The sequence below is a fragment of the Rhodanobacter glycinis genome, assembly GCF_006438785.1.
Classification (GTDB): domain Bacteria; phylum Pseudomonadota; class Gammaproteobacteria; order Xanthomonadales; family Rhodanobacteraceae; genus Rhodanobacter; species Rhodanobacter glycinis_A.
On the sequence record NZ_RCZB01000003.1, the window covers coordinates 229327 to 254494 of the forward strand.

Consider the following 25168-nt stretch of genomic DNA (forward strand, 5'->3'; position numbering starts at 1 on the left):
GTGTCTGAACCAGCACAGGTGTCAGTGCATACCGAGCATCGCGATGCCGAATACCATCGCAAGAATCACGCCGATGATCAGTACCAGTACAAAGAAAATCACCATGTAAACCAGCTGCACCAGGCAGGCCTTGCCGAAACCGATGATGTCGAAGAAAACCGTCGCCCGGCACTCCCCATGCCAGCCCTCCCCACGGTGGCGCCAGCCTAGCCGATTCCAGCGCCAGATGGGTGGCGGCACTGTCTCCCGCCGCGAGACGGAGGCAAGCTATACAACCCGCTCGCTTGAGAGATCCCATGAGCCTGCGCAGCCTGTTCGTCGACTTCAACAGTTACTTTGCCTCGGTCGAACAGCACGAGGATCCGACCCTGCGCGGGCGGCCGGTCGGCGTGGTGCCGGTCGCCGCCGAAACCACCAGCCTGATCGCCGCCAGCTATGAGGCGAAGGCGTTCGGCGTCAGCACCGGCACGATGGTGCGCGAGGCGCGACGGCTATGCCCCGGTATCGAAATCCGCGTGGCTCGACCAGAGCGTTATGTGTACTGGCACCATCGCCTGATCGAGGCGATCGACCACGCGATCCCGATCGCCCGCGTCGGCTCGATCGACGAAGTCGCCTGCGAACTGGTCGGCCGCCAGCGCCGGCGCGACGTCGCCGAAGCCATCGCGCAGCAGGTAAAAGACGAAGTGGCGCTGGCCGCACCCGGCGGCGCGATCCGCTGCTCGATCGGCATCGCGCCGAACGACTTCCTCGCCAAGACCGCCTCGGACATGCGCAAGCCCGACGGCCTCACCGTGATCGAGCAGGTCGACCTGCCGCGCGCCTTGCACAGTCTGGAATTGCGTGACCTGTGCGGCATCGGCCGTTCGATGGAAATGCGCCTGCACGAAGCCGGCATCACCACCGTGGCCCAGCTCACCACCGCCGACAAGCACCGGCTGCGGCATGCCTGGGGTGGCATCGAAGGCGAGCGCATGTGGGGCCTGCTGCGCGGCGCGTGGCTGCCGACCGCACCCACCGAACGCGGCTCGATCGGCCACTCGCACGTACTGGGCCCGGAACTGCGCAGCGCCATCGGTGCGCGCGCCGTGCTGAAGAAACTGCTGGTGAAGGCGGCGATGCGCATGCGCCGCGAAGAGATGCTCAGCGGCGCCATGGCCGTGCGCATCCGCTTCATCGGCCACGACCAGCGCTGGGAACGCGACCTCGCCTTCGACCCCACCGACGACAGCCGCGAACTGCTGCGCCTGTTGAACGGCATGCTGGACAGCGGTAACCGCCGCCGCCCATTGCCCGGGCCGGTGAATGCCACGCCGCTATCGGTCAGCGTGACCCTCATGCGACTGGTGCCACGCACGCAAAGCACCGGCTCGCTGTTCGCGCCGACGCACGATAGCGGCCGTGTCGACGCATTGGTCGACCGCATCAACGCGAAGTTCGGCTACAACAAGCTCTACTTCGGCAGCATGCAACTCGCGCTTGAACACGACGCCGCACCGATGCGCATCCCGTTCAGCCGCGTTCCCGATACCGACAGCGAGAACGAAGCCAGCCACGATCCCCTGTGGCTGCAGACGATGAATCGCTTCAAGGCGATCGCTGAGGGCGAGCATCGGCGGCGGGAGGGGAAGGATAGGAAGGAGTGAGTTTGCAATGGCAACCATACTGCGCGAGTCCATCTGCGTGACCGTCTGTTGGCTCTCGCGGCAACAACCGCGAAATCGTTGCTGCAACTCAGGCAAACGCCGCTGGACGTTGATCGCATAAAGCACCGAGGATCGGTGCATATGCCAACTTGGGGTCTAATAAGCGTTAGGCCTAATCCCAGAGTCGACCGCATGACCGAAGCAAAGATCCAACACTATGTTCCCAAGTTCCACCTGCGGAACTTTGGTCTCGGAAAGAAGGATCAACTTTGGGTGTACGACAAGCAAACTGCGCGTTCCTTTCAGACAAATGCGAAAAATGTAGCGAGCGAAAACCGGTTCTACGACTTCGAGATTGAAGGAGAAACCTATTCGCTTGAGTCGAGCCTTTCTCAGATTGAATCGAAAACAAAGCCCGTAATTGAACGGATACTCCACGAAGACTCAGTTTCTGGCCTAGGAGCACAGGAGCGCGCCACACTCGGCTCATTCTTGGCGAGTCAATTCGTCCGAACAAAAGCGTTCCGGATGCAATGGGCAGACTTGCCTCGAATACTTCGGGATAAGGTTGCATCAATGGGATCCAGTGTCTCTCCTGGCTCGCAAGCCGAAGCGTTGATTCAAGACCCATCAGAGAACCAGATAAAAGTCGACACAACTCGCATGCTATTGGATGCGCCTTTAAACTTCGGGCCGCGCTTCTTAGACAAGATATGGTTCGTAGCAAAAACCACAAACAGTAACCCGTTCATCTTGGGCGACAATCCCGTCAGTTTGCAAAACCAAGTTGACATGACACTGTATGGAAATCTGGGGCTAGCGGTCAGAGGCATTGAAATTTATCTTCCCCTCTCCTCCACCCGCGCTCTTGCTATGTGGTGTCCTTCGCTAGCGCATCAGGTTGGAGAGGCCGCGAAAACTATCAACCGCCTTCCGCCGGCCATCGTATCCGGGCAATTGAAGAATCCTGACGGGATCATTGGTCTCGACTCGGCCCCTAGAAATGGATCTTCGTTTTCCTACGAACCTACGCACGTAATGAACTTCAACTCATTGCAAGTTGCACGCAGCGAGCGATATCTCTTCTCATCCAAGAACGATTTTTCCTTGGCGCAGAAGATGATCGATGACCATCCAGACATCAGGTCTGGGCAGCGGCTTAATGCCGGCTAGCCAAGGCTAGTCAATTCATTCGAGCCGAAGATATCGCTCCGACACATATTGCAGGCCAAGCGCCACATTCAATGCGACCCAACATCGTCCACACGCTGATTCGCCGCGCGCACCGCTTCAACAAAACCGCCAAACGGAATATCCGTAATCCCCACCAGCCCGATATGGCTGTTCTCGCCATCGAGCAACCGACCAGTCACCGGCTGATCGGTGTACTGGAACCAGTGCGCGCCGACGATATCCGGGTCGGCCGCGGCGGCGGTGACGAACTTCGCGTAGGCCTCGCCGCGTTGCTGCTCGTTCCATACCGACACCACGCCCTTGCCGAACGGGCCGCGGTCGTCGGAGCCGAAATGGAATTCGCCGATCAGCACTGGCCTGTCGAGCGCGTGCATCGCGGCGGTGTCGAAGCCGTGCTGCGGCAGGTCGGTGTAGACGTTGAAGCTGACCACATCGCAGTACTGCGCGCAGGCAGCGACGGCTTCGGGCGTGTTCACCGCAAAGCGGCCGCCGAGGAACAAATGGTGCGGATCGTGACGGCGGATGGCCTCGGCCACGGTGCGGAAATAGGTGTCGGCGTAGCGGCGCAGCCACGCGCTGTAATCGGCAGCGATCGCCGGGTGCGCCTCGTTCGGTGGGGGCGCGACGAAGCCGGTGACGTTCAGTGCATCCCATGAACCCAGCGCGATGCCCCACGCGGCAGACAGTGTTTCCGGTGCCACGTACTTCTTGCGCAGCATCGCGATGAACGCCTGCTTGGCCAGACTCTTCGCATCGCCGGCCAGCGTGCCGATGGCCAGACCCCAGCGGCCTTGCGGGCCGCTGCCGGCCCAGGCCAGCTCGTTGTCGGCGAAATAGCCGAGCAGGTACGGATCGTCGCGCACGTCGGCGTTCGCCTTCACCACCGCCCGCTCGGTGGCCTGTACGAAGCGCGGATCGAACGGATCGGGCATGCGACCCCAGTAGTCGTAGCCGCTGGAGACATTGGCGTAGTTGCCGTCGATATTGATCGAGCGCGTATACGGCAACCGATGCGCGCGACCCAGTGCATCGTCGCTCCAGTTGCCGATGGTGTTGAAGCCCCAGGCCTGCAGGCGATCCAGCGTGCGCGTGCGCCACGCATCCAGCCAATTCCTGTCGTCGATGCGATACAGGTTCGCCGCGTAGAAATCGAACCAGCGGCCATGGTTGTAGCCGATGCCCTGGCTGGCACCCTGATCCTTGTTGCGGTTGTCGCTGCTGCCGTAGAACGCCGCCCACTCACCTCTGGCTGGCGGCAAGTCGCGGAACATGAACTCACGGCCCTCGACATAGCTGCGGCCACCGTCGGTAATCACCGCGTTGACGCCGAGCGAGAAGAACGCGTGGCCATCGGGCGTCACCAGTCGCCAGCGGCCGGCGGCTTTCTGCGTGTGGAACCAGCCGGTCCTGTTCAAGCCATGGACGTCCGGACGTCCACCGTAGGCATCCAGCCCGCTGGCCGGCGCTCCGGTTACGGGCGCCTTCCCGGCTGTACGCAAGGCAGCATCGGAATCGATCTTCTCCGGCCACCGACCACGCGCGAATTGTCCGTAGCGGTCGACGACGCCGGCATAGGCATCGTGCAGCGTGGCGTCGCCCGGCGCGGTGTCGAGGCGACCGAACAGCAGCGTCTGCACGGCCTGCGGCGCGGGCACGCCGAGGCGGATGGCGCTGATCTTGTGCAGATCCAGCGCGCCCTGCACAGAAGTTGCCAGCAGGGTCGGCCGGCCGTGATCGTCGAACGGCATCGGCGGCCCCACCTGCATGCCCTCGCCACGCGGCGACGTGGCGTGCAGCGGAATCACCAGCGTCTGCGCCGGCCCGGCCGGCACGCCCACGGTCGCCTGCAGATGCTGGCCGGCGGCATCGTCGATATCGACGGTCAGCGTCACCGCCCAGGCCATCGCGTTCTGCAGGCGCAGATGAAGTTCACTCTGCTTCGACCAGTCCCACGCCCCATGGGCAGGGGTCAGCACGATTTGTGGATGTGTCGCGGACTGGAACGCGTAACGCTGCTGCGCCACGCCGTCGGCGGCGTGTTCGACGGTACCCGTGCGCTGCACCTGATCGAGCGTTACTTGCGCGATGGCATCGGGGCTGGCGAGATCTGCGACGGCGGGGATGCTCGCCGCATGACAGGCGCTCAGGCAGCACAAGTACAGCCAGATCGATAGTCGACGATTCATGCGCAACAGACCTCGCGATGAGATGCCCGGGCATTATGCGGCGGCTGCGTGAAGTGCAACGTGCAACGTGCAGAGATTGGCGTCTGCGTTGGACTGGAAGGGCGCGAAGTGCGATTACCAGCTTCGCTGTTGTGAAGCTACTCCGGCCTGCGCCGGAATGACGAGATGGCATTGCAGGAGCGGCCTCAGCCGCGATGCCTTTGTAGAATCATCGAGTCAGAGCATCGCGGCTGAAGCCGCTCCCACGACCGAAGGAAGTCCCCTGTGGACAGAATCAGGAACGCCGGCGCGACCACCACTGCCAGCCGTAATACACCGGCACACCCAGCGCGATGATCAGCAGGCTCATGCCGGCGTCGCCCGGCGCGTGGATCGCGCTGGCCACGATCACGCCGAACACGGTGATCACGAAGATCAGCGGCAGCAGCGGATAGAACGGCACCCGGTACGGCGCCGGATCGTCGATGAAATGCTTGCGGTACCAGAACAGCGTGCCGATGCCGAACACATGGCCCAGCCATTCGCCCACCGTGGTGTAGTTGAGCAGCTGATTGAAGCTGCCCGACACGGTCAGCACGATCGCCCACAAGCCGAGCACCGCCAGCGCGATCTGCGGCGCGCGTGTGCGTGGATCGACGCGCCCGGTGGCGCGGAAGAACACGCCGTCCGCGCCCATCGTCTGCAGCACGCGGGCACCGCCGGCGATCGCGATGCTGCAGTAGCCGAAGGTGGAACAGGCAATGCCGACCTCGATCACGGTGGCGCCGTGCGCGCCGAACAGCTTCTGCATCAGGTCCGCCGCCGGCGCAATGCTGGTCGCCAGACCGGCATGGCCGAGCCCGGCCAGGTACGCGAAGTTGACCAGCACGTAGCAGACCACCACGCCGACCATGCCCATGCCCAGCGCACGCGGCAGGGTGCGCTGCGGGTTGCGCACTTCGCCGGCCAGATCGTTGAGGTAGTGGAAGCCGCCATAGGCGAACAGCACCGGCAGCAAGGCGCCGGCAAAGGCCCACGACGACACCGGCCGCGTGGTGTCCACCGCCAGCACCAGCCCCAAGTGCCCATGCGCCAGCATCATGCCGGCGATCACCAGCAAGGCGATCGCCATCACCTTCAGCACCGTGAAGATGTTCTGCATCCATGCACCGGCACGGATGCCGAACAGGTTGATGCCCACGATGAACACGATCGCGCCGACCGCGACCGGCAGTTCGTAGAGCCGGCTCACGCCCAGCGCCCTGCAGAAATAGACGGCGAATTTGGTCACCACCGCGGCCACGCTGCCGGGGTAGTTGATCAGCGCCATGGTCCAGCCGAACAGGAACGCCGGCAGCAGGCCGAACGCCTCGCGCAGGTACACGTAGATGCCGCCCGCCTGCGGTCGCCGTGCGCCCAGCTCGGCGTAACACAGCACGCCGGCCAGGGTCAGCAGGCCGCCGATCGCCCACAGGATGAGCACCTGCAGGCCGGACGACGTGTTCTGCGCCACCGTGGCCGGCGTGATGAAGATGCCTGCACCGATCACGCCGCCGATGACGATCATCGCGGCGTCCCAGGTGTTCAGGCGACGGGCATAGGCATTGGCGGGTTCGGTCAGCATGGCGGCTACCTTGCCATTGTCCGTACCGGTTCGGCCAGTCCCGTGTGGCACAGCAGGTTGCGCTGGTAGCATGCCCGCCCCCATCCGACAAATTGACAAGCGCCGGCGGCCTCGGAACACTGTCGCCGGCATCGCGACACGCGTTGCCGGTTCATGGCGCCGCGGAAACGCCGCGACGTCATCGCCACCGAGGGGTGCTGCAGCGGATCGATGTCCGCCACGCTCGGCCGGCGAATCCGTTCAAGGGCGCCCTTTCCGGTTACTGGAGATGTCGCCATGTCTGTCCACACCGCCGCTCGCCGGCTCGCCCTCGCCACCTCCTTGGATCACCCGTCGATCCAGCCGGACGATGCGTATCTGGCCACCTCGCTGGAGCGCCTCGGCATCCAGCCCATCGTTTGCGTGTGGAACGACCCCGCAGTTGACTGGTCGACGTTCGATGCGGTGTTAATCCGTACCATCTGGGATTACTTCAAGCACCACGCGGCGTTCCTTGACTGGCTGGACCGGCTCGACCGGCTGGGCGTGCCCACCATCAACGACAGCGCCCTGCTGCGCTGGAACAGCGACAAGAGCTACCTGCTCGAACTGGCCCGGCACGATGTCGCGATCATCCCGACGCGGCTGGCCCGCGCGGCCGAACTGCCCGACGTGCTGGCGACGATGCCGGGGCAACAGGTGGTGATCAAGCCGACCATCAGCGGCGGCGCCTGGCATACGTTGCGCGGCAGCGTCGGTGACGCGACGTTTGCCCAGGCAGTGACGCAACTGCCACGCGACTACGATTATCTGGTGCAGCCGTTCGTGCCGGAGATCCTCAGCGCCGGCGAATGGTCGCTGCTGTATTTCGCCGGCGAGTTCAGTCACGCCGTGATCAAGCGGCCGGCCGCCGGCGACTATCGCGTGCAGGGCGAACATGGCGGCAGCGCCGAACCGGCCCGGCCCGACGACGCGACCCTGGCCGCCGCCGAACGCGCGCTGGCTGCCGTGGCCGCCATCGGCCATGGCGACCACGCCTACGTGCGCGTCGACGGCGTGATCAGCAAGGGCCGCTTCCTGATCATGGAGCTGGAGCTGATCGAGCCGTTCCTGCATCTGGCCGATCACCCGGCAGCGGCCGAGCGGCTGGCGCAGGATGTGCTCGGGCGCCTCGCCCGCGCCCACCGCGAGTCTCCGGCGGCACTGGCGAGTGCGCCCTGAGATGTCGCCCGTTCCGGGCCAGCTCGCCTCCGCTTCGACGGTTGCCGCAACGTCGTCGCGCTGGCCGCGCCTGCTGTCGTGGGGCGCGTCGCTGGCCGTGTTCGGTGCCGCGGCGTGGATTCTGCATCGCTACCTGGGCCACATCGCCTGGCGCGACGTGGCGGCTGCCTGGTCGCGCATGCCGGCCCAGCGCATCGCGTATTCCATCGCGGCCGCCGCGGTGAGTCTTGCGATGCTGGCGATGTTCGACGTGCTCGCGGCGCGCGTGGTGGTGCGCGAGCGCGTATCCGCGGGGCTGGCCGCGTTCGCCGGCGCGGTTACTCAGGGCATCTCGAACACGCTCGGCTTCCACGCAATCACCGGCACCGCGTTGCGCTATCGCATCTACGCGTCGGCCGGCCTCGGCGCCGGCGACATCGCGTGTATCGTGGGCGTGGCCGGGCTCGGCGTGGGGCTGGGCTTTGCGGTGGTGATCACCGGCGCGCTGTGCTGGCAACCGGCGATCACGCACGGCTGGGGGCGCCTGCCAGGCATCGTGCTGGTCGTGTTGCTGGCTGCGTTGCTGATCTGGCTCGCGCGTCGGCCGCGCACGCTCACGCTGACGCGCTGGACGCTGGCGTTTCCCAGCGCGGGCATCGCGGCCATGCAGATGCTGATCGGTGGCGTCGAAATGGTGGCCGCGATCAGCGCGCTGTACGTGCTGCTGCCGGCCAACGTGGCGCCACCGTTCGTGGATTTCCTGCCGATCTACGTCGGCGCCGTGCTGGCCGGCATCGTCAGCCATTCACCGGGCGGGCTGGGTGTGTTCGAGACGATCATGCTGGCGGCGTTTCCGGCTGAGGCGCGAGCCGAGCTGCTGGTGGCGATGGTGTGCTACCGGCTGACCTACAGCCTGCTGCCGTTCGTGCTGGCCAGCACCGCGCTGGCGGTATTCGAGATCCGCTTGCGCCGGCGCAACCGCCGCGCTCAGTTCGACGGCGGGTAGCGACGGATCAACCGCTGCTGGTGCAGGTGATGCCGTGCCAGCGCCAGCATGCCGATCGGCCGATGCCCGCGCGCACGGTTGGCAGCCCCCATCGCGAACAGCAGACGCTGCTTGGCGAACACCATGCGGTAGACCTGCCATACCGAATATTTCGGATCCCACGCATGCACCGCCTCGGAGCCGGCACCGTTCACCTCCATGATGGTGAAGCGGCCGCAGCGCAGATCCTGCAAGGTGCGGTAACGCACGTCGAAACGCCCAGCGTGGAATTGCGGCATGTCGCGCGCGATCGCCTCGATGGCGGCCAGCAGCGCCTCGCTGGCGAGCGCGGAGCCGTCCTCGTAACGGCCGCCGACCCGGGTCGAACCGATCAGCGACAGCCGCACGGTGTCGCCCGGCGCTGGCACCTCGTCGGGGTCGTATTGGCATTCGTGTTCGCGCTGGTTGCGCATGGCGCGTTGCAGGCGCGCGTCCGCCCGGATCAACTGCGCCACGTTGCGCACGCCATCGCCGACCACCTGCGGGTAATGGCGCAGCAGGATGCCCAGCAGCCAGCCGCGCGGCTGGTCCGGGTGGCGCACGTAGAAGATGCCCGCCTCGCCCGGCTCGTCGAGGTAGCGTTGCAGCATCAGCGATTCGCCAGCGGGATATTGCCGCAGGTAGTCGGCCAGCTCCGGCGCATCATCGAGCCGACGCACGCCGAAACCGCACCAGCCAAGATCCGGCTTGGCCACCACCGGAAACGCCAGGCCGGCCTCATTCATGGCAGACAGTGCGGCCGCCAGCATGTCGCCGCCCTCAACCCCCAACATCACGTAAGGCGCCACCCTGGAGCGCGCATGCGCACCCATGCCGGCGAAATATTCCGACTTGGTATCGCCCACCAGACCGCCGGCGGTGATCTGCGGATTGACCGCCGAGGGCAGCGTGAGGCTGCCATGGCGCAGCCCCAGCCAGCACCATTGCAGCACCATCGGCACCAGGTTGAGCCACTTGGGAATCCGCTCGATCGTACCCGGCCGCGGCGCAGCCCGTGATGGACGGACGCCCAGCGTGGTGGTCAGCGGCTCAGTCATGCCCGTTCACCTCGTAGTGGATCGGCTTGTACGTGAAATTGTTCGACTGTCCGGCCGAACACGCCGTGAGCCCGATCAGCAGATCGATCTGCGCCTCGAACACGATGTAGTCGCCAGCCCGGCTCAGCGGCGGCTCCACGCGGATGGCGCCGGTCGCCGCATCCACCGGCACGTTCATGAACACGTTGAACGCAGTGGGGATCGCGTCCGGCGCGATGCCGTACGGCGCCAGCGCCGCCGCAAGATTGCCGAAGCAGCCTTGATGCGGCACGGCGTCGCCGTAGATGATGCGGAACATCTCCGCCGAGCACGGCGACACCAGAAAATCATGGCGGCCGACGGTGTCCTCGACGATGCGCAGCAGCACGCTGCTGCGGTTCGAGTAGATCGGGTCGCCGGTAGTCAGATAGATCTTGCTGGCGTAGTCGATGCTGCGCCCGGAGGAGATCGCCTCGCTGGTGTCGCGCCGGTTGAACGCGACCAGATCGGCCACCTGTTCGCCTTGCGGATCGATCACCCTCAGGCATTCGCCGCGCTTCAACTCGAACGCCACGCCACTGCGCGGGGCAATGATCCGGATCATCGGCACTCGCTCCCGTCCATCGCGCGGAACGGGCACACCCAATCCGCGCCCACCTGACGCCCGCTGTACTGGCGTGCCTCGGGAGCCTTGCCGTGCACCGCGAGCATCGGGTTGGCCGAGCCGGCATAGGCGATGTCACGCTGGACGATCGCCTGGCGCAGCTTCTCGTAACGTCCGTCGGCGCGCAGCCGCTCGAACTGGCTATGCAGGTTGAACACCAGCACCGGGCAGCGGAAGCGGCGCGCGCGTCGGCTGGCAGCGGGATGCAGGCCCACCACATAGAACGCCTTGCCACCGACGCTCATGCTGAAGTTCGCCGAGGCCGGATCGTCGCTGACGCTGTCGTCCCAGCCGTGACAGGTGCGATCGATCGCGTGGATCGAGCGCAGGCGTTGCCACAGTGCCGCCTCGAAATCGCACTCGGACAGGCGTGCCGAGCAGGGAAACAGCACGGCGAGACTGACGAACAGGCTGTGCTCACCCTGTTGGGTGGCAAAATCCTGCAGGCACATGGTGATGCGGCGGTCATCGCGCGCGCTGGCGATGTCGTGCACGCAAAGGTATTGCAGGGTGCGCTGCGCCTGCGACGCCTTTGCACCCAGGCAGGGAAAGTCCTGCGCGCCGACGAACGCCTCGAACGCGCGCTCGGTCGCCGCGGCCATCGTCGACCACGCCGAAACCTCGTCCTCACGAACTTCACTTGCCAACATCTGCCTCACCGTCCTGTCGCGCCGCCGACGCCAGGCCGACCGGGCCCGATCCGTTTCAATGGACGTTACGAGCCGCGCCGGTTAGCGCGCGTGAAGGCGGCTTTCGGCACAGCGCCTTTCGATCGCTAGAATGGCCGGGCTCCCCTCTGCACGGCATCGCGCTTGTCCTCCACCCCACGCAAGATTCTCCACGTCGACATGGACGCGTTCTACGCGTCGGTGGAGCAGCGCGACGACCCGTCGCTGCGTGGCAGGCCGGTGGCGGTGGCGTGGCGCGGTGCACGCTCGGTGGTGTGCGCGGCCAGCTACGAGGCCCGCGTGTTCGGCGTGCGCTCGGCGATGCCGGCCATCCGCGCCGAGCGGCTGTGCCCGCAGCTGGTTTTCGTGCCGCCGGATTTCGTGCGCTACAAGGCGGTGTCGCGGCAGATCCGCGAGATCTTCGCGCGGCATACCGAACTGATCGAGCCGCTGTCGCTGGACGAGGCCTATCTCGATGTCACCAGCACGCTGAGCGGGTTGCCCTCGGCCACCGCCACCGCCGAAGCGATCCGCGCCGCGATCCGCGAAGAGACGCAGCTGACCGCATCGGCCGGTGTGGCACCCAACAAGTTCCTGGCCAAGATCGCCTCGGACTGGAACAAGCCCGACGGCCAGTATGTGATCCGTCCGCATCAGGTCGAGGCATTCCTCACCCCGCTGCCGGTCGGCCGCCTGCCCGGCGTCGGCAAGGTGATGGAGGCGAAGCTGGCCGTGCTCGGCATCGCCACCGTGGGCGAGCTGCGCACGTTCGCGCTGACGGAACTGGAGCAGCGCTTCGGCCGCTGGGGCCGGCGTCTGTACGAGCTGGCCCGCGGCATCGACGACCATGCGGTGCAGCCCGAACGGCCGACCCTGCAGATTTCCGCCGAGGACACCTTCGAGCACGACCTGTTGCTGGACGAGCTCGAACCGCATATCCGCCGGCTCGCCGAAAAGGCCTGGACCGGCTACCAGCGCGAACTCGACGCAAAAGATCGCAGCCGCGTGGCGCGCACCATCGTGCTGAAGCTGAAGACCTCGGACTTCCACACGCTGACGCGCAGCCTCACGCCGGCACAGCGACCGCTGTCGGCGAACGAACTGGCCGACATCGCCTGTGCGCTGCGCGAGCGCGTCGAGCGTCCCGCCGACAGCCGCTACCGCCTGGTCGGCGTGGGCCTGGCCGGCTTCGTCGAGCAGGACAGCTATCAGGCACAAACCGACCTGTTCGCGTAACCGTGCGAGTGATCAGGACGCGTCGGGCAACGTGTACTCGAAGTCGTACGAGTGCTTGCCATCAGCGATCGTGATCGCCAGCTTTCCCGCCAGCCCCAGCAGTTCACCGGTAGCGGAATCGGGCACCACGGTGATGCTCAGTTGCGGCGCGCCGCGCGTCATCGTGCCGCTGTGCTGCAAGGCGAACGTGCCGCGGCGACCATGCAGGGTGCCGCTGACCCGCTCCAGCGCCACATAGCCGGCCGAGCCCGGCACGTCGGTACCGGCGGCCAGCATCTGGCCCTTGCCGGTCGCGTCGAGATCGCCGTGGAACTGCTTGTCCAGCGCCATCCGCCCGATACCGGGATCACCGATGCCGTCCTGAACCGGCTGCGGGGCCATCTTCACTTCGAACGTGCCGCTGGCGTGCATGGTCATGGCGTTGCCTTCGATGGCGATTCGCGCAGCCTAGCTGATGACTGCTTGGTTGATGACTGCTGGGTCGATCACGACTCCTGCTTGCGACCGAAGCGCGGCAGGTTCCAGTGATAGTGCAGCGACAGGAAACGCAGCCCGAAGCAGAACAGGATCGGCAGCCAGGTCGCCCACACCGCCGGCCAGCGGTAATACTCGCCGATCACTGCCAGCGCGGCACCGGCAAACGCCGCCAGCGCGTAGATCTCCTTCTGCAGCACGATCGACACGCGCGCCAGCAGCACATCGCGCGCCATGCCGCCGCCGACCGCGGTAATCATGCCGAGCAGGATCGCCACCTCCGCGTTGTGGCCGAACAGTAGCGCCTTGTGCGCGCCGTACACCGCGAACAGGCCCAGCCCCATCGCATCGAACAGACGCACCGGATAGGTCAGTCGCTCCACCCACGGATACGCGACGATAGTGAGCAGCGCAGCCACGATCGCGGTGAACAGGTAGCGCCAGTCGGACAGTCCCGCCGGCGGGATCGCGCCGATGCACAGGTCGCGCGCGATGCCGCCACCGCACGCCGTGATGAAGGCGATCGCCAGAATGCCGAACAGGTCGAGGTTGCAGCGCCGCGCGGCCGTCGCGCCGCTGATCGCGAACGCGAACGTGCCGGTCAGATCCACCAGGTTGAACAGCAGTTGCTCATTCATGCGGCCGGTTGCTTCGCGGGCATGCCGACGACGCGGCGATACCCGCTATTGAACCAGCTTTAGCTGATCCGCCGCGAGATCGCGAAGAACACCAGGTTGCCCAGGCCAGTCGCACCAGCCAGCACGGCGATCAGGCCGGGCGTGACTTCCTGCCAGCCGAACCCCTGGATCAGGCCGAAGCCGAGCGCCACCGACAGCAGCACGATGCCCCAGCGCAAGGAAGAGTGACGCCGGCGCAGGTCTTCATCGCGCAGGACCGAGTTCACCAGTTCTTCCGAACCGCCGGCGTTGACCATGTGCCGGCGCACCATGGCGTCGACGCACACCTTGATCGAGTAGGCAATACAGATAAACAGGCTGATCGGAATGAGGTCGCCGAAATTCATGGGGCTCTCCTTGGGAGTAGTTGCGGGATGACTGACTGTCGGGACCAGAGATACAGCCAACCGCACGGCGGTTGCAGCAACCCGCTTGCAACCATTGTCACGATGCGCGTATCCCTTGCAGCATGGATGACATCCGCAGCAACCCGGACCGCGAACTGGTCGACGCCGTGCTGGCCAACCGGCCGGGGGCGTTCGAGCGCCTGATCCGCGAGTACCAGGGGCTGTGCTGGCACATCATCCAGCGCATGGTGCGCAACCCCGAGGACGCGCGCGAGTTGTGCCAGGACACCTTCCTGCGCGTGCACCAGTGCCTGCATCAGTACCGTTACGAGAGCGCGCTGAAATCGTGGATCGGGCGCGTGGCCTACACCATCGCGCTGCGCCACCTGCAGCACAAACGCATCCCGCTGGTCGAGCACGGCGACGACAGCGACGGCTACGCGCTGGTGGAGAACATCGGCGACGGCTTCGATCTGGAAGCGGCCTGCGCGGATGAGGAAACCGCGCAGCACCTGCACGCGGCGATCGAGACGCTGCCGCCGTTGCAACGCACCCTGCTGACGCTGTATTACCTCGAAGAAACCTCGATCCCGGAAATCGCCCGCATCACCGGGCTGGCCAGCGGTACCATCAAGAGTCACTTGTTCCGCTCACGACTGCGCCTGCGCGGCGAACTCGAAACGCGGACAGGAGTTGCAGCATGAACCAGCACATCGACGACGACATCCCTCCCTTCGACGACGCAGCCAGCGAACGCGAATGGCTGGCGCAGGAGAGCGCGATGCGGTGCGAACGCCTGCATCTCGATTCCGCCGGCGACGATGCGCGCAGCCGGCGCTATCGCCTGCTTGCGCGCGCCTTGTGCGAGCCATTGCGGGACGGCTTGCCGGCCGATTTCGCCACACGCGTGGCCGCGCGCGTCGTGGCCGCGCGCGTGACCACCCTGAGTTTCGAATTCGTGTTGATGACTGTGCTCGCCATCGCGCTGGTGATCGCCGCAGCTGCCGTCACTGCCATGTACGGCAGCGAATGGCTGCCGTCCTTCAGCGCGATTCTGCCCGCGCCACAGGCGCCGGCAAGTCGCTGGCTGCTGGCGCTTGCCGGCTGCCTCGGCGCGTCATGGCTGCTGGGACAATGGCAACGGCATGGACACGGTTGACCGCCGATCGGGCGACCTATAGCTCGAGCACGGCATCCAGTCCGCGATGCAGGCCGACCAGACCGGACACCTTGCGGATCGCCAGCAGCGCGCCGTCCACATACGGCTTCGCGCTGCTGCCTGCATTATGGCGCAGGGTCAGCGTCTGGTCCGGCATGCCGAAGATCGTTTCGACACCGATCACGAAACCCGGCAAGCGCACCGCATGCACCTGGCTGCCGGCCAACGTGCCGCCGCGCGTCTCGCGCAGACCGACAGTCTGCTCCAGCGGTACCTCCAACCGTGGCTGGCGCACCTTGCCCAGTCGCCCGGCCAGTTCTCGCACCGTGCCGCTGGGCGCATCCGGCTTGCCGGCGGAGGCGTAGTCGATGATCTCCCACTGCGGGATGAGCTTCGCCGCCATCTCGGCAAACTTGATCAGCAGCACCGCGGTCAGCGCGAAGTTGCCGCAGGCCAGAACGCCGAGCTGGCGTTCGTGCGCGACGGCGTCGATCTGCACATAGTCCGCGTCGGTGAGGCCCGACGTGCCGACCACCACATGCGCGCCATGCTCCAGCGCAGCGAGGATGTTCGCCTTCGCACTGTCCGGCTTGGTGTACTCCATGAAGACATCGCAAGGCTGCGCCAGGGCTTCGGCGGCGCTGGCAAAGATCGGCGCATCGAGCCTGCTCTCGCCCAGCACATCGCCGAGTTTCTGCCCGGTGCGCCGCCGCGCCACCGCGGCGACCAGGTTGAGATCACCGGCAGCGGCGATGCCGCGGGCCAGTTCGGAGCCGGCCCAGCCGGTGGCACCGGCGAGGCATATCTTCAAGGTCATCGGATGAGCCTGGATTCATCGACAGAGGAATGGTGCAGCGTACGGCGAACTGGCTGCATCATCCACACATCGAAAACCTGCGATCGACCAAGTCGATCAGGCTTGGTCGATCAATCGTAGGCGTCGTGGCAGCGACGCTCGGTCGTGTAGTAGGTTTTCTTGTTCTGTGCGTTTTTCTGCACCCGATTGCCGACATAGCCACCGGCCACCGCACCGCCTACCGTGGCCAGGGTCTTGCCCTTGCCGCCACCAACCTGATGGCCCAGCAGCCCGCCCGCCACGGCGCCGATGCCGGTGCCGATGATGCGGTGATTATCCTTCGAGCCGTTGTGCTTGACCCGCACGTTCTCGCAAACCACGCGATGATGACGCCCCTGCGCCTGCGCCGGCATCGTGGTGAGCGCAGGCACGGCCAAGGCAAGTGAGGCCATCAGAATCAATGATTTGTTCATGGGCTTTCTCCGTCTCGATGATGAACATGCATAGCCGGATGGACGTGACGACCCGGTCAAGCCGTCCGCGACCTCACATGAATCGGGATCGGGTAAGCTCCGCGTTCGCGAATCCACTGCCCGGAGCGATTCCATGCATTTCGAAGTGCCGAAGCTGCCCACCCGCGGTTTCAAGGATTTCGCCAAGCACTACCTGATGATCGTGCTCAGCATCCTCACCGCGCTGGGGCTGGAGGCGTGGATCGAGCATGCCCACCACGCACACGCCGCCGAGCTGGCCAGCCATCAGATCAAGGCGGAGCTGCGGGCAAACCTGGACGGCGTGCGCAACTCCTATCAGAGCAATCAGCAGCGCCTTGTCTCGCTGCAGCAGCTCGATGACGCCATCGCGAAGGACATCCGCGACGGCAAGCCCGATGCCGCGATCAACCAGCACATCCAGGCGCTCAAGAACGAGTTCAACCTCAGCCTCGACTGGCCGATCTTCGCCAACCAGGCATGGGACGTCGCCGTGGCGAACCAGTCCGCCACCTGGATGGACCGCGCCGCGCTGAGCGAATATTCCGCCGTCTACAGCAAGCAGCGCGATGCGGCGAGCTGGATGACCCAGGACAGCACGCTGTTCCTCGACGCGCCGAAGATGGCGACGCTGCGCACCCGGATCGATCTGGGGCGCGAGGTCGATCCCATCGAATTCCTGTCCGTGCTGCGCCAGATGATCATCACCTCGAGCGAAACCCAGTCGCAGCTGAAGCAGGTAGAGTCGCAGCTGAAACAGGTCCCAACGGACGAATCGGGCCGCAACAAGAGCTGAGCACCAGGCGTTTTCGCCCACGCCACCCGGAAAGCGGGATAAAAAAAGCCCGGACCATGTCCGGGCTTTTTGTTTGGTCCTTCCAGCGCCGCTTATTTTTTCTTCGGCATGTACAGGTCGGTGATCGTGCCTTCGTACACTTCGGCTGCCATGCCGATCGACTCGCTGAGCGTGGGATGGGGGTGAATGGTGAGGCCGATGTCGGCGGCCTCGCTGCCCATCTCGATCGCCAGCGCGAGTTCGGAGATCAGCTCGCCCGCGTGCACGCCCACGATGCCGCCGCCGACGATGCGATGGGTTTCCTCGTCGAAGATCAGCTTGGTGAAGCCCTCGGTACGGTCGATGCCGATCGCACGGCCACTGGCGGCCCACGGAAACTTGCCTACTCCGACCTTCAGGCCCTTCTCCTTCGCCTCGCGCTCGGTCACGCCGACCCAGGCGATTTCCGGATCGGTATAGGCAACCGAGGGGATCACCCGCGCATCGAAGTGGCTCTTCTTTCCGGCAACGACTTCCGCAGCGACCTTCGCCTCATGCGAGGCCTTGTGCGCCAGCATCGGCTGGCCGACCAGGTCGCCGATCGCGAAGATGTGCGGCACGTTGGTGCGCATCTGCGAGTCGACGTTGATGAAACCGCGCTCGGTGACGGCAACGCCAGCCTTGTCCGCGCCGATCTTGCCGCCGTTCGGTGAGCGTCCGACCGACACCAGCACGCGGTCGAACAACGTGGTCGCGGGAATGCTGTCGCCTTCGTAGCTGACCTCGATGCCCTTCGCCGTCGCCTTGGCCTCGACTACCTTGGTCTTCAGGTGCACGCCCTTGAGCTTGCCGGCGATGCGCTTGGCCAGCGGCTTGATCAGGTCGGCATCGGCGCCGGGAATGAGCTGGTCCATGAACTCGACCACGGTCACTTCGCTGCCGAGCGCGGAATACACGGTGGCCATTTCCAGGCCGATGATGCCGCCGCCCACGACCAGCAGCTTCTTCGGTATGTCCTTCAGTTCGAGTGCGCCGGTGGAGTCGACGATGCGCTCGTCGTCCCACGGGAACGAGGGCAGCTTCACCGATTGCGAACCGGCGGCGATGATCGCGTGCTCGAAGCGGATCAGCTTCACGCCGTCCTTCGTCTGGACTTCCATTTCATTCGGCGACACGAACGCACCGTTGCCTTCGACCGTGCGCACCTTGCGCTGCTTCGCCATGCTGGCGAGACCGCCGGTGAGCTGGGCGACCACCTTGCCCTTGAAGCTGCGCAGCTTGTCGATGTCGATCGCAGGCTTGCCGAAGGTGACACCGTGCGCCGAAATGGCCTCGGCCTCGTCGATCACCGCGGCCGCATGCAGCAGCGCCTTGGAAGGAATGCAACCCACGTTGAGGCAGACGCCGCCGAGCGTGGCATAGCGTTCCACCAGCACGGTGTCGACACCGAGGTCGGCGGCGCGGAACGCGGCGGTGTAGCCGCCGGGGCCGGAGCCGAGCACGACCAGCTTGCATTCGATGTCGGCCTTGCGACCCGAAGCGCTCACCGCTTGCGGAGCTGGAGCAGCGGCCGGTGCACTCGCAGCAGGTGCCGGCGCAGCCGGCTTGGCTGCCTCGGCTTGCGGTGCTTCGGCCTTGGCTGCGGCAGCATCGCCAGCGACTTCGAGCACGGCGATCACCGCGCCCTCGGAAACCTCATCGCCGACCTTGAGCCTCAGCTCCTTGATCACGCCGGCGGCACTGGAGGGAATCTCCATCGTCGCCTTGTCCGATTCCAGTGTGATCAGGCTTTGTTCCTTCGCCACGGTGTCGCCGGCTTTCACCAGCACTTCGATCACCGGCACGCCGCCATGGCCACCGATGTCGGGAACCTTGATTTCGATCGTGTTCGCCATCGTCGTCTCCTTCCGTCAGAGCAGCAGCCGGCGGATGTCGCCGAGCTGGGTGGCGAGGAAACTGGCGAAGCGCGCGGCAAGCGCGCCGTCGATGACGCGATGGTCGTAGGACAACGACAGGGGCAGGATCAGCCGCGGTGCGAATTCCTTGCCGTTCCATACCGGCTTCATCACCGACTTGGAGACCCCGAGGATCGCCACTTCCGGGGCGTTGACGATCGGCGTGAAATAGGTGCCGCCGATGCCGCCCAGCGAACTGATCGAGAAGCAGCCGCCGCTCATTTCCGCCGGGCCGAGTTTCTTGTCGCGCGCCTTCTTCGAGATCTCGCCCAGCTCGCGCGCCAGGTCGAGCAGGCCTTTTTTGTCGCAGTCGCGCAGTACCGGCACCACCAGGCCGTCGGGCGTATCCACCGCGATGCCGATGTGGAAATACTTTTTCAGGATCAGCTTCTCGCCCGACTCGTCGAGCGAGGCGTTGAACTGCGGGAACGCCTTCAGCGCGGCGACCACGGCCTTGATCTGGAATACCAGCGGGCTGACTTTCAGGTCCTTGTTCTCTTCGCCGAGTTTCTTGCGGAAGGCCTCCTGCTCGGTGATGTCGGCGTCCTCGTGCTGGGTGACATGCGGAATCATCGCCCAGTTGCGCGCGAGGTTGGCGCCGGAAATCTTCTGGATCCGCGTGAGCGGTTTCTCCTCGATCTCGCCGAACTTGGCGAAGTCGACCTTCGGCCACGGCAGCAGGCCGAGCCCGCCCACCGAGGCGGACGCGCCGCCGGTGGGGCGCGCGCCGGAAGCGAGTGCGTGTTTCACGTAGGCACTGACGTCGTCACGCTGGATGCGGCCACTGCGGCCGCTGCCCTTCACTTGCTGGATGTCCACACCCAGCTCGCGCGCGAACGCGCGGATCGCCGGACTGGCGTAAGGCGCGTCGCCGGTCATCACGATACTGGCATCCAGCGGCGGGCGCGCGGTCGGCGGCGCATCGCCTTCCGGTGCGTTGCCTGGCTGCACGCCCTGGCCGACGATCGGCGCGGGCTTTTCCTCGACCGGTGCGGGTGCGGGCGCAGGTGCGGGGGCCGGCGCGGGAGCAGCGGCCGGCTTCGCGGCGGCGGGTGCAGCGGCCGCCTCGCCATCGACCTCGATGATGGCGATCATCGCGCCCTCGGACACCTCATCGCCCACCTTCAGCTTCATTTCCTTCACCGTGCCGGCAAACGGCGCGGGCACTTCCATGGTGGCCTTGTCCGATTCCAGCGTGATCAGGCTCTGTTCCTTCTCCACCCGATCGCCGGCCTTGACCAGCACTTCGATGACGGGGACGCCAGCGTGGCCGATATCGGGAACGCGGGCTTCTTTGAGATCGGCCATGGATGACTCCTGCAGATGGCGATGGCGTACCGCTCGGGGATGGCGGTCGCGGACAAGGCCTCAATGATAGCGAAGGCACGCCCGATCCGTATGCCCGGAACGGGCAGCTACCTGATTCGACGCCAACCATGCGCGTGCGTATGCATGACCTTGAGCGCACGCGCGGCCCCGACCCATGCCGTAACCTGATTCGCGACACCTTGCCGCGCGGGCGATCCAGGAACGCACCCCATGCTGACGATTCGTGACCTGTCGAAAACCTACGCCAACGGGGTAAAGGCGCTGCGCGGCGTGTCGCTGGACATTCCCAACGGCATGTTCGGGCTGCTCGGGCCCAACGGCGCGGGCAAGTCATCGCTGATGCGCACGATCGCCACGCTGCAGGATCCGGACACGGGAACGATCAAGCTCGACGAGATGGATCTGCTCGCCGACAAGCAGGCCACCCGCCGCCTGCTCGGCTACCTGCCGCAGGAGTTCGGCGTGTATCCGAAGGTGTCGGCCGAGGCGATGCTGGAGCATTTCGCCGTGCTCAAGGGCGTCACCGTGAAGGCCGAGCGGCGCGAGCTGGTCGAATCGCTGCTGCGCCAGGTGAACCTGTGGGACGTGCGCAGGCGCAAGCTCGGCACCTATTCCGGCGGCATGCGCCAGCGCTTCGGCATCGCGCAGGCGCTGATCGGCGACCCGCGGCTGGTGATCGTGGACGAGCCGACCGCAGGGCTCGACCCGGAGGAGCGCAACCGTTTCCTCAACCTGCTGGCCGAGATCGGCGAGCGGGTGGTGGTGATCCTGTCCACGCACATCGTGGAAGACGTCACCGACCTGTGCTCGCACATGGCGATCATCGGCCAGGGCCAGGTGCTGCTGAGCGGCGAGCCGGTCGAGGCGATCCGTTCGCTGGAAGGCCGCGTGTGGCGGCGTACGATCGACAAGGCCGAGCTGGACGGCTATCGCGCCCGCATGAACATCCTGTCCACCCGCCTCGCCGGCGGCCGCACCCTGCTGCATGTGCTGGCCGATTCGCTGCCCGAGGCCGGCTTCGAACCCGTCGTGCCAGATCTGGAAGACGTCTACTTCGGCCGCCTGCGTGCGCAGGCCATCGCCAAGGCCGCCTGACGGGACTGCCGATGTTTTTCGCGCCCACGTTTTTCGAGATCTGCCGCTTCGAACTGCGCCAGCAGCTGAAGGCCCCGCTGTTCTGGATTGTTGCCGCGGTGTTCGGTGCGATCGCATTTGCGCTGGCCAGCACCGATGCCGTGATCGTCGGCGGTGCCAGCGGCAACGTGCTGCGCAACGCGCCGCTGGTGATCGTGCGGCTGCTCAGCGTGCTCACCGTTCTCAGCATCTTTCTGGTGACGATCTTCGTCGCCGGTGCGGCGCTGCGCGATTTCGACCAGCGCACGTCGGAACTGCTGTTCACCACACCGATGAGCCGTGGCGCCTATCTCGGCGGCCGCTTTGTCGCCGGTTACCTGGCGGCGCTGGCGATCATGCTGACCTGCGCGCTGGGCCTGGCGATCGGCGGCATGATGCCGTGGATCGATGCGACCCGGCTGGGCCCGGCCAGCTGGCATGGTTACGCCTGGGCGTTCGGCGTGATGGTGGTGCCGGACATGCTGTTCATGGCCGCGCTGCTGTTTCTGATCGCGTCCACCACACGCTCGCTGCTGGCCACCTACATCGGCCTGATCGTCTACGTCGTGTTGAACTTCATCGTCGGCCTGCTGACCCGGGACGTCAACAATCACTTCGTCGCCGCCATGCTCGATCCGTTCGGCGGCCGCACCGTGGGCCTGGTCACGCGCTACTGGTCGGCCGATCAAGCCAATCACGAGCTGCCGACGCTGTCCGGCGTGCTGCTGTTCAACCGGCTGCTGTGGAGCGCCGTCAGCGTGGTCATGCTCGGGGTGACGGTCGCACTGTTCCGGCCGAATCGCGAAGGCCTGCAACTGCCGCGACGCAAGCCGCGGACGGAACCACCGATACTGCGCCCGCAGGCCAGCGCCGCCACGCTGACCCTGCCCCGGGTGCTGCTGGCCAGCAACCTGCGCGCCCACCTGCTGCAGCTGCGCACGCAGTTCGCGTTCGACACGCTCGGCGTGCTGCGCGGCGTACCGTTCCTGATCATGCTGGCGCTGGGCCTGCTGAATCTGTTTTTCACGCTGGCGCTGTCCAGCCAGATCTACGGCACCGCCACCTGGCCAGTGACACACCAGGTGCTGGAAGGTGTGAGTGGCAGCTTCCAGTGGCTGCTGTACATCATCATCACGTTCTACGCCGGCGAGCTGATATGGCGCGAACGCAGTCTTGGCTCAGCCGAAGTCACTGACGCGTTTCCGGTACCAGACTGGGTGCCGCTGATCGCCAAGCTGGGTGCGCTGCTGGCGGTGATCGCAACGTTCCTGCTGATTGGCGCGATCGTGGGCATCGGCTGGCAGTTGAGCCACGGCTATACCCATCTGGAGCCGGGCCTGTATCTGGCGACGCTGGCACTGGATGCGATTCCGTTCGTGCTGCTGGCGGTGCTGGCGCTGTTTCTGCAGGTGCTGTCGAACAACAAGTTCCTCGGCTACCTGCTGACCATCGTGTGGCTGGTGCTGAGCACGATCGGTTTCGGCCTGCTGCACTGGGAACAGAATCTGTACAACTACGGCAGTGCGCCGGAGGTGCCGTACTCCGACATGAATGGTTTCGGGCATTTCCTGAAAGGCGCGCTGTGGTTCGACTTCTACTGGGCCAGCTGCGCCGTGGTGCTGCTGGTGCTGGCCGCGCTGTTCTGGGTTCGCGGCACTGGCCACACCTGGCATGACCGGCTGCGCGAGGCGCACGCGCGCCTGCACGCACCGGCGAAGATCGCGCTGGCGCTCGGCCTGCTGGCCTTCATCGGCAGCGGCATCTGGATCTACTACAACACCAACGTGCTCAACCACTACCAGAGCAGCGCCACGCAGACGAAACAGCGTGCCGACTACGAGAAGAAATACGCGAAGTACAAGGATCTTCCGCAGCCGCGCATCACCGCCGTGCAAGCGGACGTCGACATCCACCCGTACCAGCGCAGGCTGGATATCCGCGGCCACTACACTCTGGTCAACAAGCACGACACGCCGATCAGCGAGCTGCATGTGAACTTCACCGACGGCTTCACGCTGAAGTCGCTGGTGTTCGCGCCACACGACACGGTCAGCACGGACAAGGATCTCGGCTACACCATCTACCGCCTGAAGGCGCCACTGGCACCGGGTGCGTCGATGAATTTCGCGTTCACGCTGGAATACGCGCCGAAGGGTTTCACCAACAGCCCGGACGGCAGCTTCCTTGCCGACAACGGCACCTTCTTCAACAACACCGTGATGCCGCAGTTCGGCTACCAGACGCAGACGCAGATCACCGACCGCAACGACCGCCGCAAGTACGGTCTCAGTGCCGAGGTACCGCGGATGCCCAGGCTCGGCGACGAGCAGGCGCGTGCGAACACTTACATCAGCAACGATGCAGACTGGATCAGCTTCGACACCACCGTCTCCACCGCCGCCGACCAGATCGCGGTGGCTCCGGGCTATCTGCAGAAGGAATGGACGGCGAACGGTCGGCACTATTTCCATTACACGATGGACCAGCCGATGCTGCCGTTCTTCTCTTACCTGTCGGCGCGTTATGCCGTCAAGCACGTGCCGTGGAAAGGCGTGGACATCTCGGTGTACTACAACCCGGCGCACGCGTGGAACGTGGATCGGATGATCCAGGGCACCAAGGACGCGCTGGACTACTACGATGCCAATTACACGCCGTACCAGTTCCACCAGCTGCACATCCTGGAGTTCCCGAACTACACGAGCGCCGCGCAGTCGTTCGCCAACACCATCCCGTTCTCCGAGTCGATCGGCTTCATCGCCGACCTGCGCGACAAGACAAAGATCGACTATCCCTACTACGTCACTGCCCACGAAGTGGCGCATCAATGGTGGGCGCACCGGGTGATCGGCGCCAACATGCAGGGCTCGACCATGCTCAGCGAATCGCTGTCGCAGTATTCCGCACTGATGGTGATGAAGCAGAAGTACGGCGCCGATCAGATGCATAAATTCCTGAAGTACGAGCTGGACGGCTATCTGGCCGGACGCGCCACCGAGAAGCTGGCCGAGGAGCCGCTGGCGAAGGTGGAGAACCAGCAGTACATCCATTACAAGAAAGGTTCGCTGGTGTTCTATGCGCTGCAGGATTACCTCGGCGAGAACAGGCTGAACGCGATGCTGAAGCAGTTCCTGCTCGACAAGGGCTTCCAGCAGCCGCCGTACACCACATCGCAGGAATTCATGGACGCGCTGGCGAAAGCCGTCGATCCGAAATGGAAGGGACTGCTCGACGACTTCTTCTGGAAGATCACCCTGTTCGACAACCGCATCACCGATGCCACCGCGAAGAAGCTGCCGAACGGCAAGTACGAAGTCACCATGAAAGTGCACGCCAGCAAGGTCTACGTCGACGGCACCGGCAAGGAAACCGCAGCGAAGCCGGACATCCCGATCGACATCGGCGTGTTCGCCGCCTCAGCCGACGCCGGCAAGGACGGCAAGCCGCTGTATCTGGAAAAGCGCCTGCTGCCGGACGGCGACAGCACGATCAGCGTAACCGTCGACAGCCTGCCGGCGCTGGCCGGCATCGACCCCTACAACGAGCTGATCGACAAGGTATCCAGCGACAACCGCCGTGCGGTGACGGTGCAGTAGGCGCGCCCCCGGCGGCCTG

Annotated in this window: 23 protein-coding genes and 1 riboswitch; of the genes, 10 read left to right on the top strand and 13 right to left on the bottom strand. The window is 65.2% G+C overall.

Annotated elements, in window-relative coordinates; genetic code table 11:
- Positions 1-21 precede the first annotated feature (21 nt).
- Entirely contained in the window at positions 22-240 is a 219-nt protein-coding gene (locus tag EAH75_RS11635) for a hypothetical protein (protein ID WP_140649155.1), read from the bottom strand.
- 56 nt (positions 241-296) lie between these two features.
- On the opposite strand from EAH75_RS11635, the gene EAH75_RS11640 reads away from it, so the two are divergent.
- Together EAH75_RS11640 and EAH75_RS11645 are read left to right on the top strand one after the other, a co-directional pair.
- On the top strand, positions 297-1646 hold the full coding sequence (locus EAH75_RS11640; protein WP_140649153.1) for a DNA polymerase Y family protein: 1350 nt from the start codon (positions 297-299) through the stop codon (positions 1644-1646).
- 192 nt (positions 1647-1838) lie between these two features.
- Positions 1839-2819, top strand: coding sequence for a DUF4238 domain-containing protein (locus EAH75_RS11645; RefSeq protein WP_161596185.1), 981 nt, complete (start codon positions 1839-1841; stop codon positions 2817-2819).
- Positions 2820-2887: 68 nt separating this feature from the next.
- On the opposite strand, the gene EAH75_RS11650 is transcribed toward EAH75_RS11645, so the two are convergent.
- The gene (locus EAH75_RS11650) at positions 2888-5026 is read right to left on the bottom strand and encodes a beta-agarase (protein ID WP_140649149.1); all 2139 of its coding nucleotides are present in this window, start codon (positions 5024-5026) and stop codon (positions 2888-2890) included.
- Between the two features lie 274 nt (positions 5027-5300).
- Positions 5301-6629, bottom strand: coding sequence for an APC family permease (locus EAH75_RS11655; RefSeq protein WP_140649146.1), 1329 nt, complete (start codon positions 6627-6629; stop codon positions 5301-5303).
- Positions 6630-6812: 183 nt separating this feature from the next.
- Positions 6813-6888, top strand: a riboswitch (S-adenosyl-L-homocysteine riboswitch).
- Positions 6889-6905: 17 nt separating this feature from the next.
- Here EAH75_RS11655 and EAH75_RS11660 point away from each other — a divergent pair.
- The gene (locus EAH75_RS11660) at positions 6906-7829 is read left to right on the top strand and encodes an ATP-grasp domain-containing protein (RefSeq protein WP_140649144.1); all 924 of its coding nucleotides are present in this window, start codon (positions 6906-6908) and stop codon (positions 7827-7829) included.
- A gap of 1 nt (position 7830) precedes the next feature.
- Positions 7831-8814 (top strand): UPF0104 family protein, encoded by a 984-nt coding sequence (locus tag EAH75_RS11665; RefSeq protein ID WP_140649142.1) that lies wholly within the window; start codon positions 7831-7833, stop codon positions 8812-8814.
- Here EAH75_RS11665 and EAH75_RS11670 read toward each other — a convergent pair.
- The 3 genes from EAH75_RS11670 to gntA are packed head-to-tail and all read right to left on the bottom strand — an operon-like array spanning position 8796 to position 11183.
- Positions 8796-9890, bottom strand: a complete 1095-nt coding sequence (locus EAH75_RS11670; RefSeq protein ID WP_140649140.1) for a hypothetical protein — start codon at positions 9888-9890, stop codon at positions 8796-8798. The genes EAH75_RS11665 and EAH75_RS11670 overlap by 19 nt on opposite strands.
- On the bottom strand, positions 9883-10473 hold the full coding sequence (locus tag EAH75_RS11675) for a DUF1989 domain-containing protein (protein WP_140649138.1): 591 nt from the start codon (positions 10471-10473) through the stop codon (positions 9883-9885). The genes EAH75_RS11670 and EAH75_RS11675 overlap by 8 nt, the downstream gene beginning before the upstream one ends.
- Positions 10470-11183 carry a guanitoxin biosynthesis heme-dependent pre-guanitoxin N-hydroxylase GntA gene (gene gntA, locus EAH75_RS11680; RefSeq protein ID WP_205043155.1) on the bottom strand — a complete coding sequence of 238 codons (714 nt, stop codon included), beginning with the start codon at positions 11181-11183 and terminating at the stop codon, positions 10470-10472. The genes EAH75_RS11675 and gntA overlap by 4 nt, the downstream gene beginning before the upstream one ends.
- Before the next feature lie 162 nt (positions 11184-11345).
- Between gntA and dinB the strand changes: the two genes are divergently transcribed.
- Positions 11346-12437, top strand: coding sequence for a DNA polymerase IV (gene dinB, locus EAH75_RS11685; protein WP_140649136.1), 1092 nt, complete (start codon positions 11346-11348; stop codon positions 12435-12437).
- A 12-nt stretch (positions 12438-12449) separates the two neighbouring features.
- On the opposite strand, the gene EAH75_RS11690 is transcribed toward dinB, so the two are convergent.
- The 3 genes from EAH75_RS11690 to EAH75_RS11700 form a co-directional block, all read right to left on the bottom strand.
- Complete coding sequence (locus EAH75_RS11690; RefSeq protein WP_140649133.1) at positions 12450-12854, bottom strand: DUF3224 domain-containing protein; 405 nt, start codon at positions 12852-12854, stop codon at positions 12450-12452.
- A 68-nt stretch (positions 12855-12922) separates the two neighbouring features.
- On the bottom strand, positions 12923-13549 hold the full coding sequence (locus EAH75_RS11695) for a trimeric intracellular cation channel family protein (protein WP_140805529.1): 627 nt from the start codon (positions 13547-13549) through the stop codon (positions 12923-12925).
- Between the two features lie 59 nt (positions 13550-13608).
- A complete protein-coding gene (locus EAH75_RS11700; protein WP_140649129.1) occupies positions 13609-13935 on the bottom strand; it encodes a hypothetical protein in 327 nt (108 codons plus the stop codon).
- Between the two features lie 122 nt (positions 13936-14057).
- Between EAH75_RS11700 and EAH75_RS11705 the strand changes: the two genes are divergently transcribed.
- Together EAH75_RS11705 and EAH75_RS11710 are read left to right on the top strand one after the other, a co-directional pair.
- Positions 14058-14639, top strand: coding sequence for an RNA polymerase sigma factor (locus tag EAH75_RS11705; protein ID WP_140649127.1), 582 nt, complete (start codon positions 14058-14060; stop codon positions 14637-14639).
- A complete protein-coding gene (locus tag EAH75_RS11710) occupies positions 14636-15094 on the top strand; it encodes a hypothetical protein (protein ID WP_140805531.1) in 459 nt (152 codons plus the stop codon). Before EAH75_RS11705 ends, EAH75_RS11710 begins: the two co-directional genes overlap by 4 nt.
- Before the next feature lie 16 nt (positions 15095-15110).
- Here EAH75_RS11710 and dapB read toward each other — a convergent pair whose 3' ends face one another.
- Both dapB and EAH75_RS11720 read right to left on the bottom strand, forming a co-directional pair.
- Positions 15111-15911: a 4-hydroxy-tetrahydrodipicolinate reductase gene (gene dapB / locus EAH75_RS11715; protein WP_140805533.1), complete on the bottom strand. Its 801-nt coding sequence runs from the start codon at positions 15909-15911 to the stop codon at positions 15111-15113.
- A 110-nt stretch (positions 15912-16021) separates the two neighbouring features.
- Positions 16022-16363 (bottom strand): glycine zipper 2TM domain-containing protein, encoded by a 342-nt coding sequence (locus EAH75_RS11720; protein WP_140649121.1) that lies wholly within the window; start codon positions 16361-16363, stop codon positions 16022-16024.
- Between the two features lie 133 nt (positions 16364-16496).
- On the opposite strand from EAH75_RS11720, the gene EAH75_RS11725 reads away from it, so the two are divergent.
- The gene (locus EAH75_RS11725; RefSeq protein ID WP_140649119.1) at positions 16497-17177 is read left to right on the top strand and encodes a hypothetical protein; all 681 of its coding nucleotides are present in this window, start codon (positions 16497-16499) and stop codon (positions 17175-17177) included.
- 92 nt (positions 17178-17269) lie between these two features.
- Here EAH75_RS11725 and lpdA read toward each other — a convergent pair whose 3' ends face one another.
- Positions 17270-19051, bottom strand: coding sequence for a dihydrolipoyl dehydrogenase (lpdA, locus tag EAH75_RS11730; protein WP_140805535.1), 1782 nt, complete (start codon positions 19049-19051; stop codon positions 17270-17272).
- Positions 19052-19066: 15 nt separating this feature from the next.
- On the bottom strand, positions 19067-20419 hold the full coding sequence (aceF, locus tag EAH75_RS11735) for a dihydrolipoyllysine-residue acetyltransferase (protein WP_140805537.1): 1353 nt from the start codon (positions 20417-20419) through the stop codon (positions 19067-19069).
- A 231-nt stretch (positions 20420-20650) separates the two neighbouring features.
- Between aceF and EAH75_RS11740 the strand changes: the two genes are divergently transcribed.
- On the top strand, positions 20651-21535 hold the full coding sequence (locus EAH75_RS11740) for an ABC transporter ATP-binding protein (RefSeq protein WP_140649112.1): 885 nt from the start codon (positions 20651-20653) through the stop codon (positions 21533-21535).
- Positions 21536-21546: 11 nt separating this feature from the next.
- Positions 21547-25149 carry an ABC transporter permease/M1 family aminopeptidase gene (locus EAH75_RS11745; RefSeq protein ID WP_140805540.1) on the top strand — a complete coding sequence of 1201 codons (3603 nt, stop codon included), beginning with the start codon at positions 21547-21549 and terminating at the stop codon, positions 25147-25149.
- Positions 25150-25168: the final 19 nt, after the last annotated feature.

What these genes read in the sequence shown, in the direction of transcription:
- EAH75_RS11640 (WP_140649153.1), top strand. Translation starts at nt 297, where the DNA reads ATGAGCCTGCGCAGCCTGTTCGTCGACTTCAACAGTTACTTTGCCTCG.
- EAH75_RS11645 (WP_161596185.1), top strand. Translation starts at nt 1,839, where the DNA reads ATGACCGAAGCAAAGATCCAACACTATGTTCCCAAGTTCCACCTGCGG.
- EAH75_RS11650 (WP_140649149.1), bottom strand. Translation starts at nt 5,026, where the DNA reads ATGAATCGTCGACTATCGATCTGGCTGTACTTGTGCTGCCTGAGCGCC.
- EAH75_RS11655 (WP_140649146.1), bottom strand. Translation starts at nt 6,629, where the DNA reads ATGCTGACCGAACCCGCCAATGCCTATGCCCGTCGCCTGAACACCTGG.
- EAH75_RS11660 (WP_140649144.1), top strand. Translation starts at nt 6,906, where the DNA reads ATGTCTGTCCACACCGCCGCTCGCCGGCTCGCCCTCGCCACCTCCTTG.
- EAH75_RS11665 (WP_140649142.1), top strand. Translation starts at nt 7,831, where the DNA reads ATGTCGCCCGTTCCGGGCCAGCTCGCCTCCGCTTCGACGGTTGCCGCA.
- EAH75_RS11670 (WP_140649140.1), bottom strand. Translation starts at nt 9,890, where the DNA reads ATGACTGAGCCGCTGACCACCACGCTGGGCGTCCGTCCATCACGGGCT.
- EAH75_RS11675 (WP_140649138.1), bottom strand. Translation starts at nt 10,473, where the DNA reads ATGATCCGGATCATTGCCCCGCGCAGTGGCGTGGCGTTCGAGTTGAAG.
- gntA (WP_205043155.1), bottom strand. Translation starts at nt 11,183, where the DNA reads ATGTTGGCAAGTGAAGTTCGTGAGGACGAGGTTTCGGCGTGGTCGACG.
- EAH75_RS11690 (WP_140649133.1), bottom strand. Translation starts at nt 12,854, where the DNA reads ATGACCATGCACGCCAGCGGCACGTTCGAAGTGAAGATGGCCCCGCAG.
- EAH75_RS11695 (WP_140805529.1), bottom strand. Translation starts at nt 13,549, where the DNA reads ATGAATGAGCAACTGCTGTTCAACCTGGTGGATCTGACCGGCACGTTC.
- EAH75_RS11700 (WP_140649129.1), bottom strand. Translation starts at nt 13,935, where the DNA reads ATGAATTTCGGCGACCTCATTCCGATCAGCCTGTTTATCTGTATTGCC.
- EAH75_RS11705 (WP_140649127.1), top strand. Translation starts at nt 14,058, where the DNA reads ATGGATGACATCCGCAGCAACCCGGACCGCGAACTGGTCGACGCCGTG.
- EAH75_RS11710 (WP_140805531.1), top strand. Translation starts at nt 14,636, where the DNA reads ATGAACCAGCACATCGACGACGACATCCCTCCCTTCGACGACGCAGCC.
- dapB (WP_140805533.1), bottom strand. Translation starts at nt 15,911, where the DNA reads ATGACCTTGAAGATATGCCTCGCCGGTGCCACCGGCTGGGCCGGCTCC.
- EAH75_RS11720 (WP_140649121.1), bottom strand. Translation starts at nt 16,363, where the DNA reads ATGAACAAATCATTGATTCTGATGGCCTCACTTGCCTTGGCCGTGCCT.
- EAH75_RS11725 (WP_140649119.1), top strand. Translation starts at nt 16,497, where the DNA reads ATGCATTTCGAAGTGCCGAAGCTGCCCACCCGCGGTTTCAAGGATTTC.
- lpdA (WP_140805535.1), bottom strand. Translation starts at nt 19,051, where the DNA reads ATGGCGAACACGATCGAAATCAAGGTTCCCGACATCGGTGGCCATGGC.
- aceF (WP_140805537.1), bottom strand. Translation starts at nt 20,419, where the DNA reads ATGGCCGATCTCAAAGAAGCCCGCGTTCCCGATATCGGCCACGCTGGC.
- EAH75_RS11740 (WP_140649112.1), top strand. Translation starts at nt 20,651, where the DNA reads ATGCTGACGATTCGTGACCTGTCGAAAACCTACGCCAACGGGGTAAAG.
- EAH75_RS11745 (WP_140805540.1), top strand. Translation starts at nt 21,547, where the DNA reads ATGTTTTTCGCGCCCACGTTTTTCGAGATCTGCCGCTTCGAACTGCGC.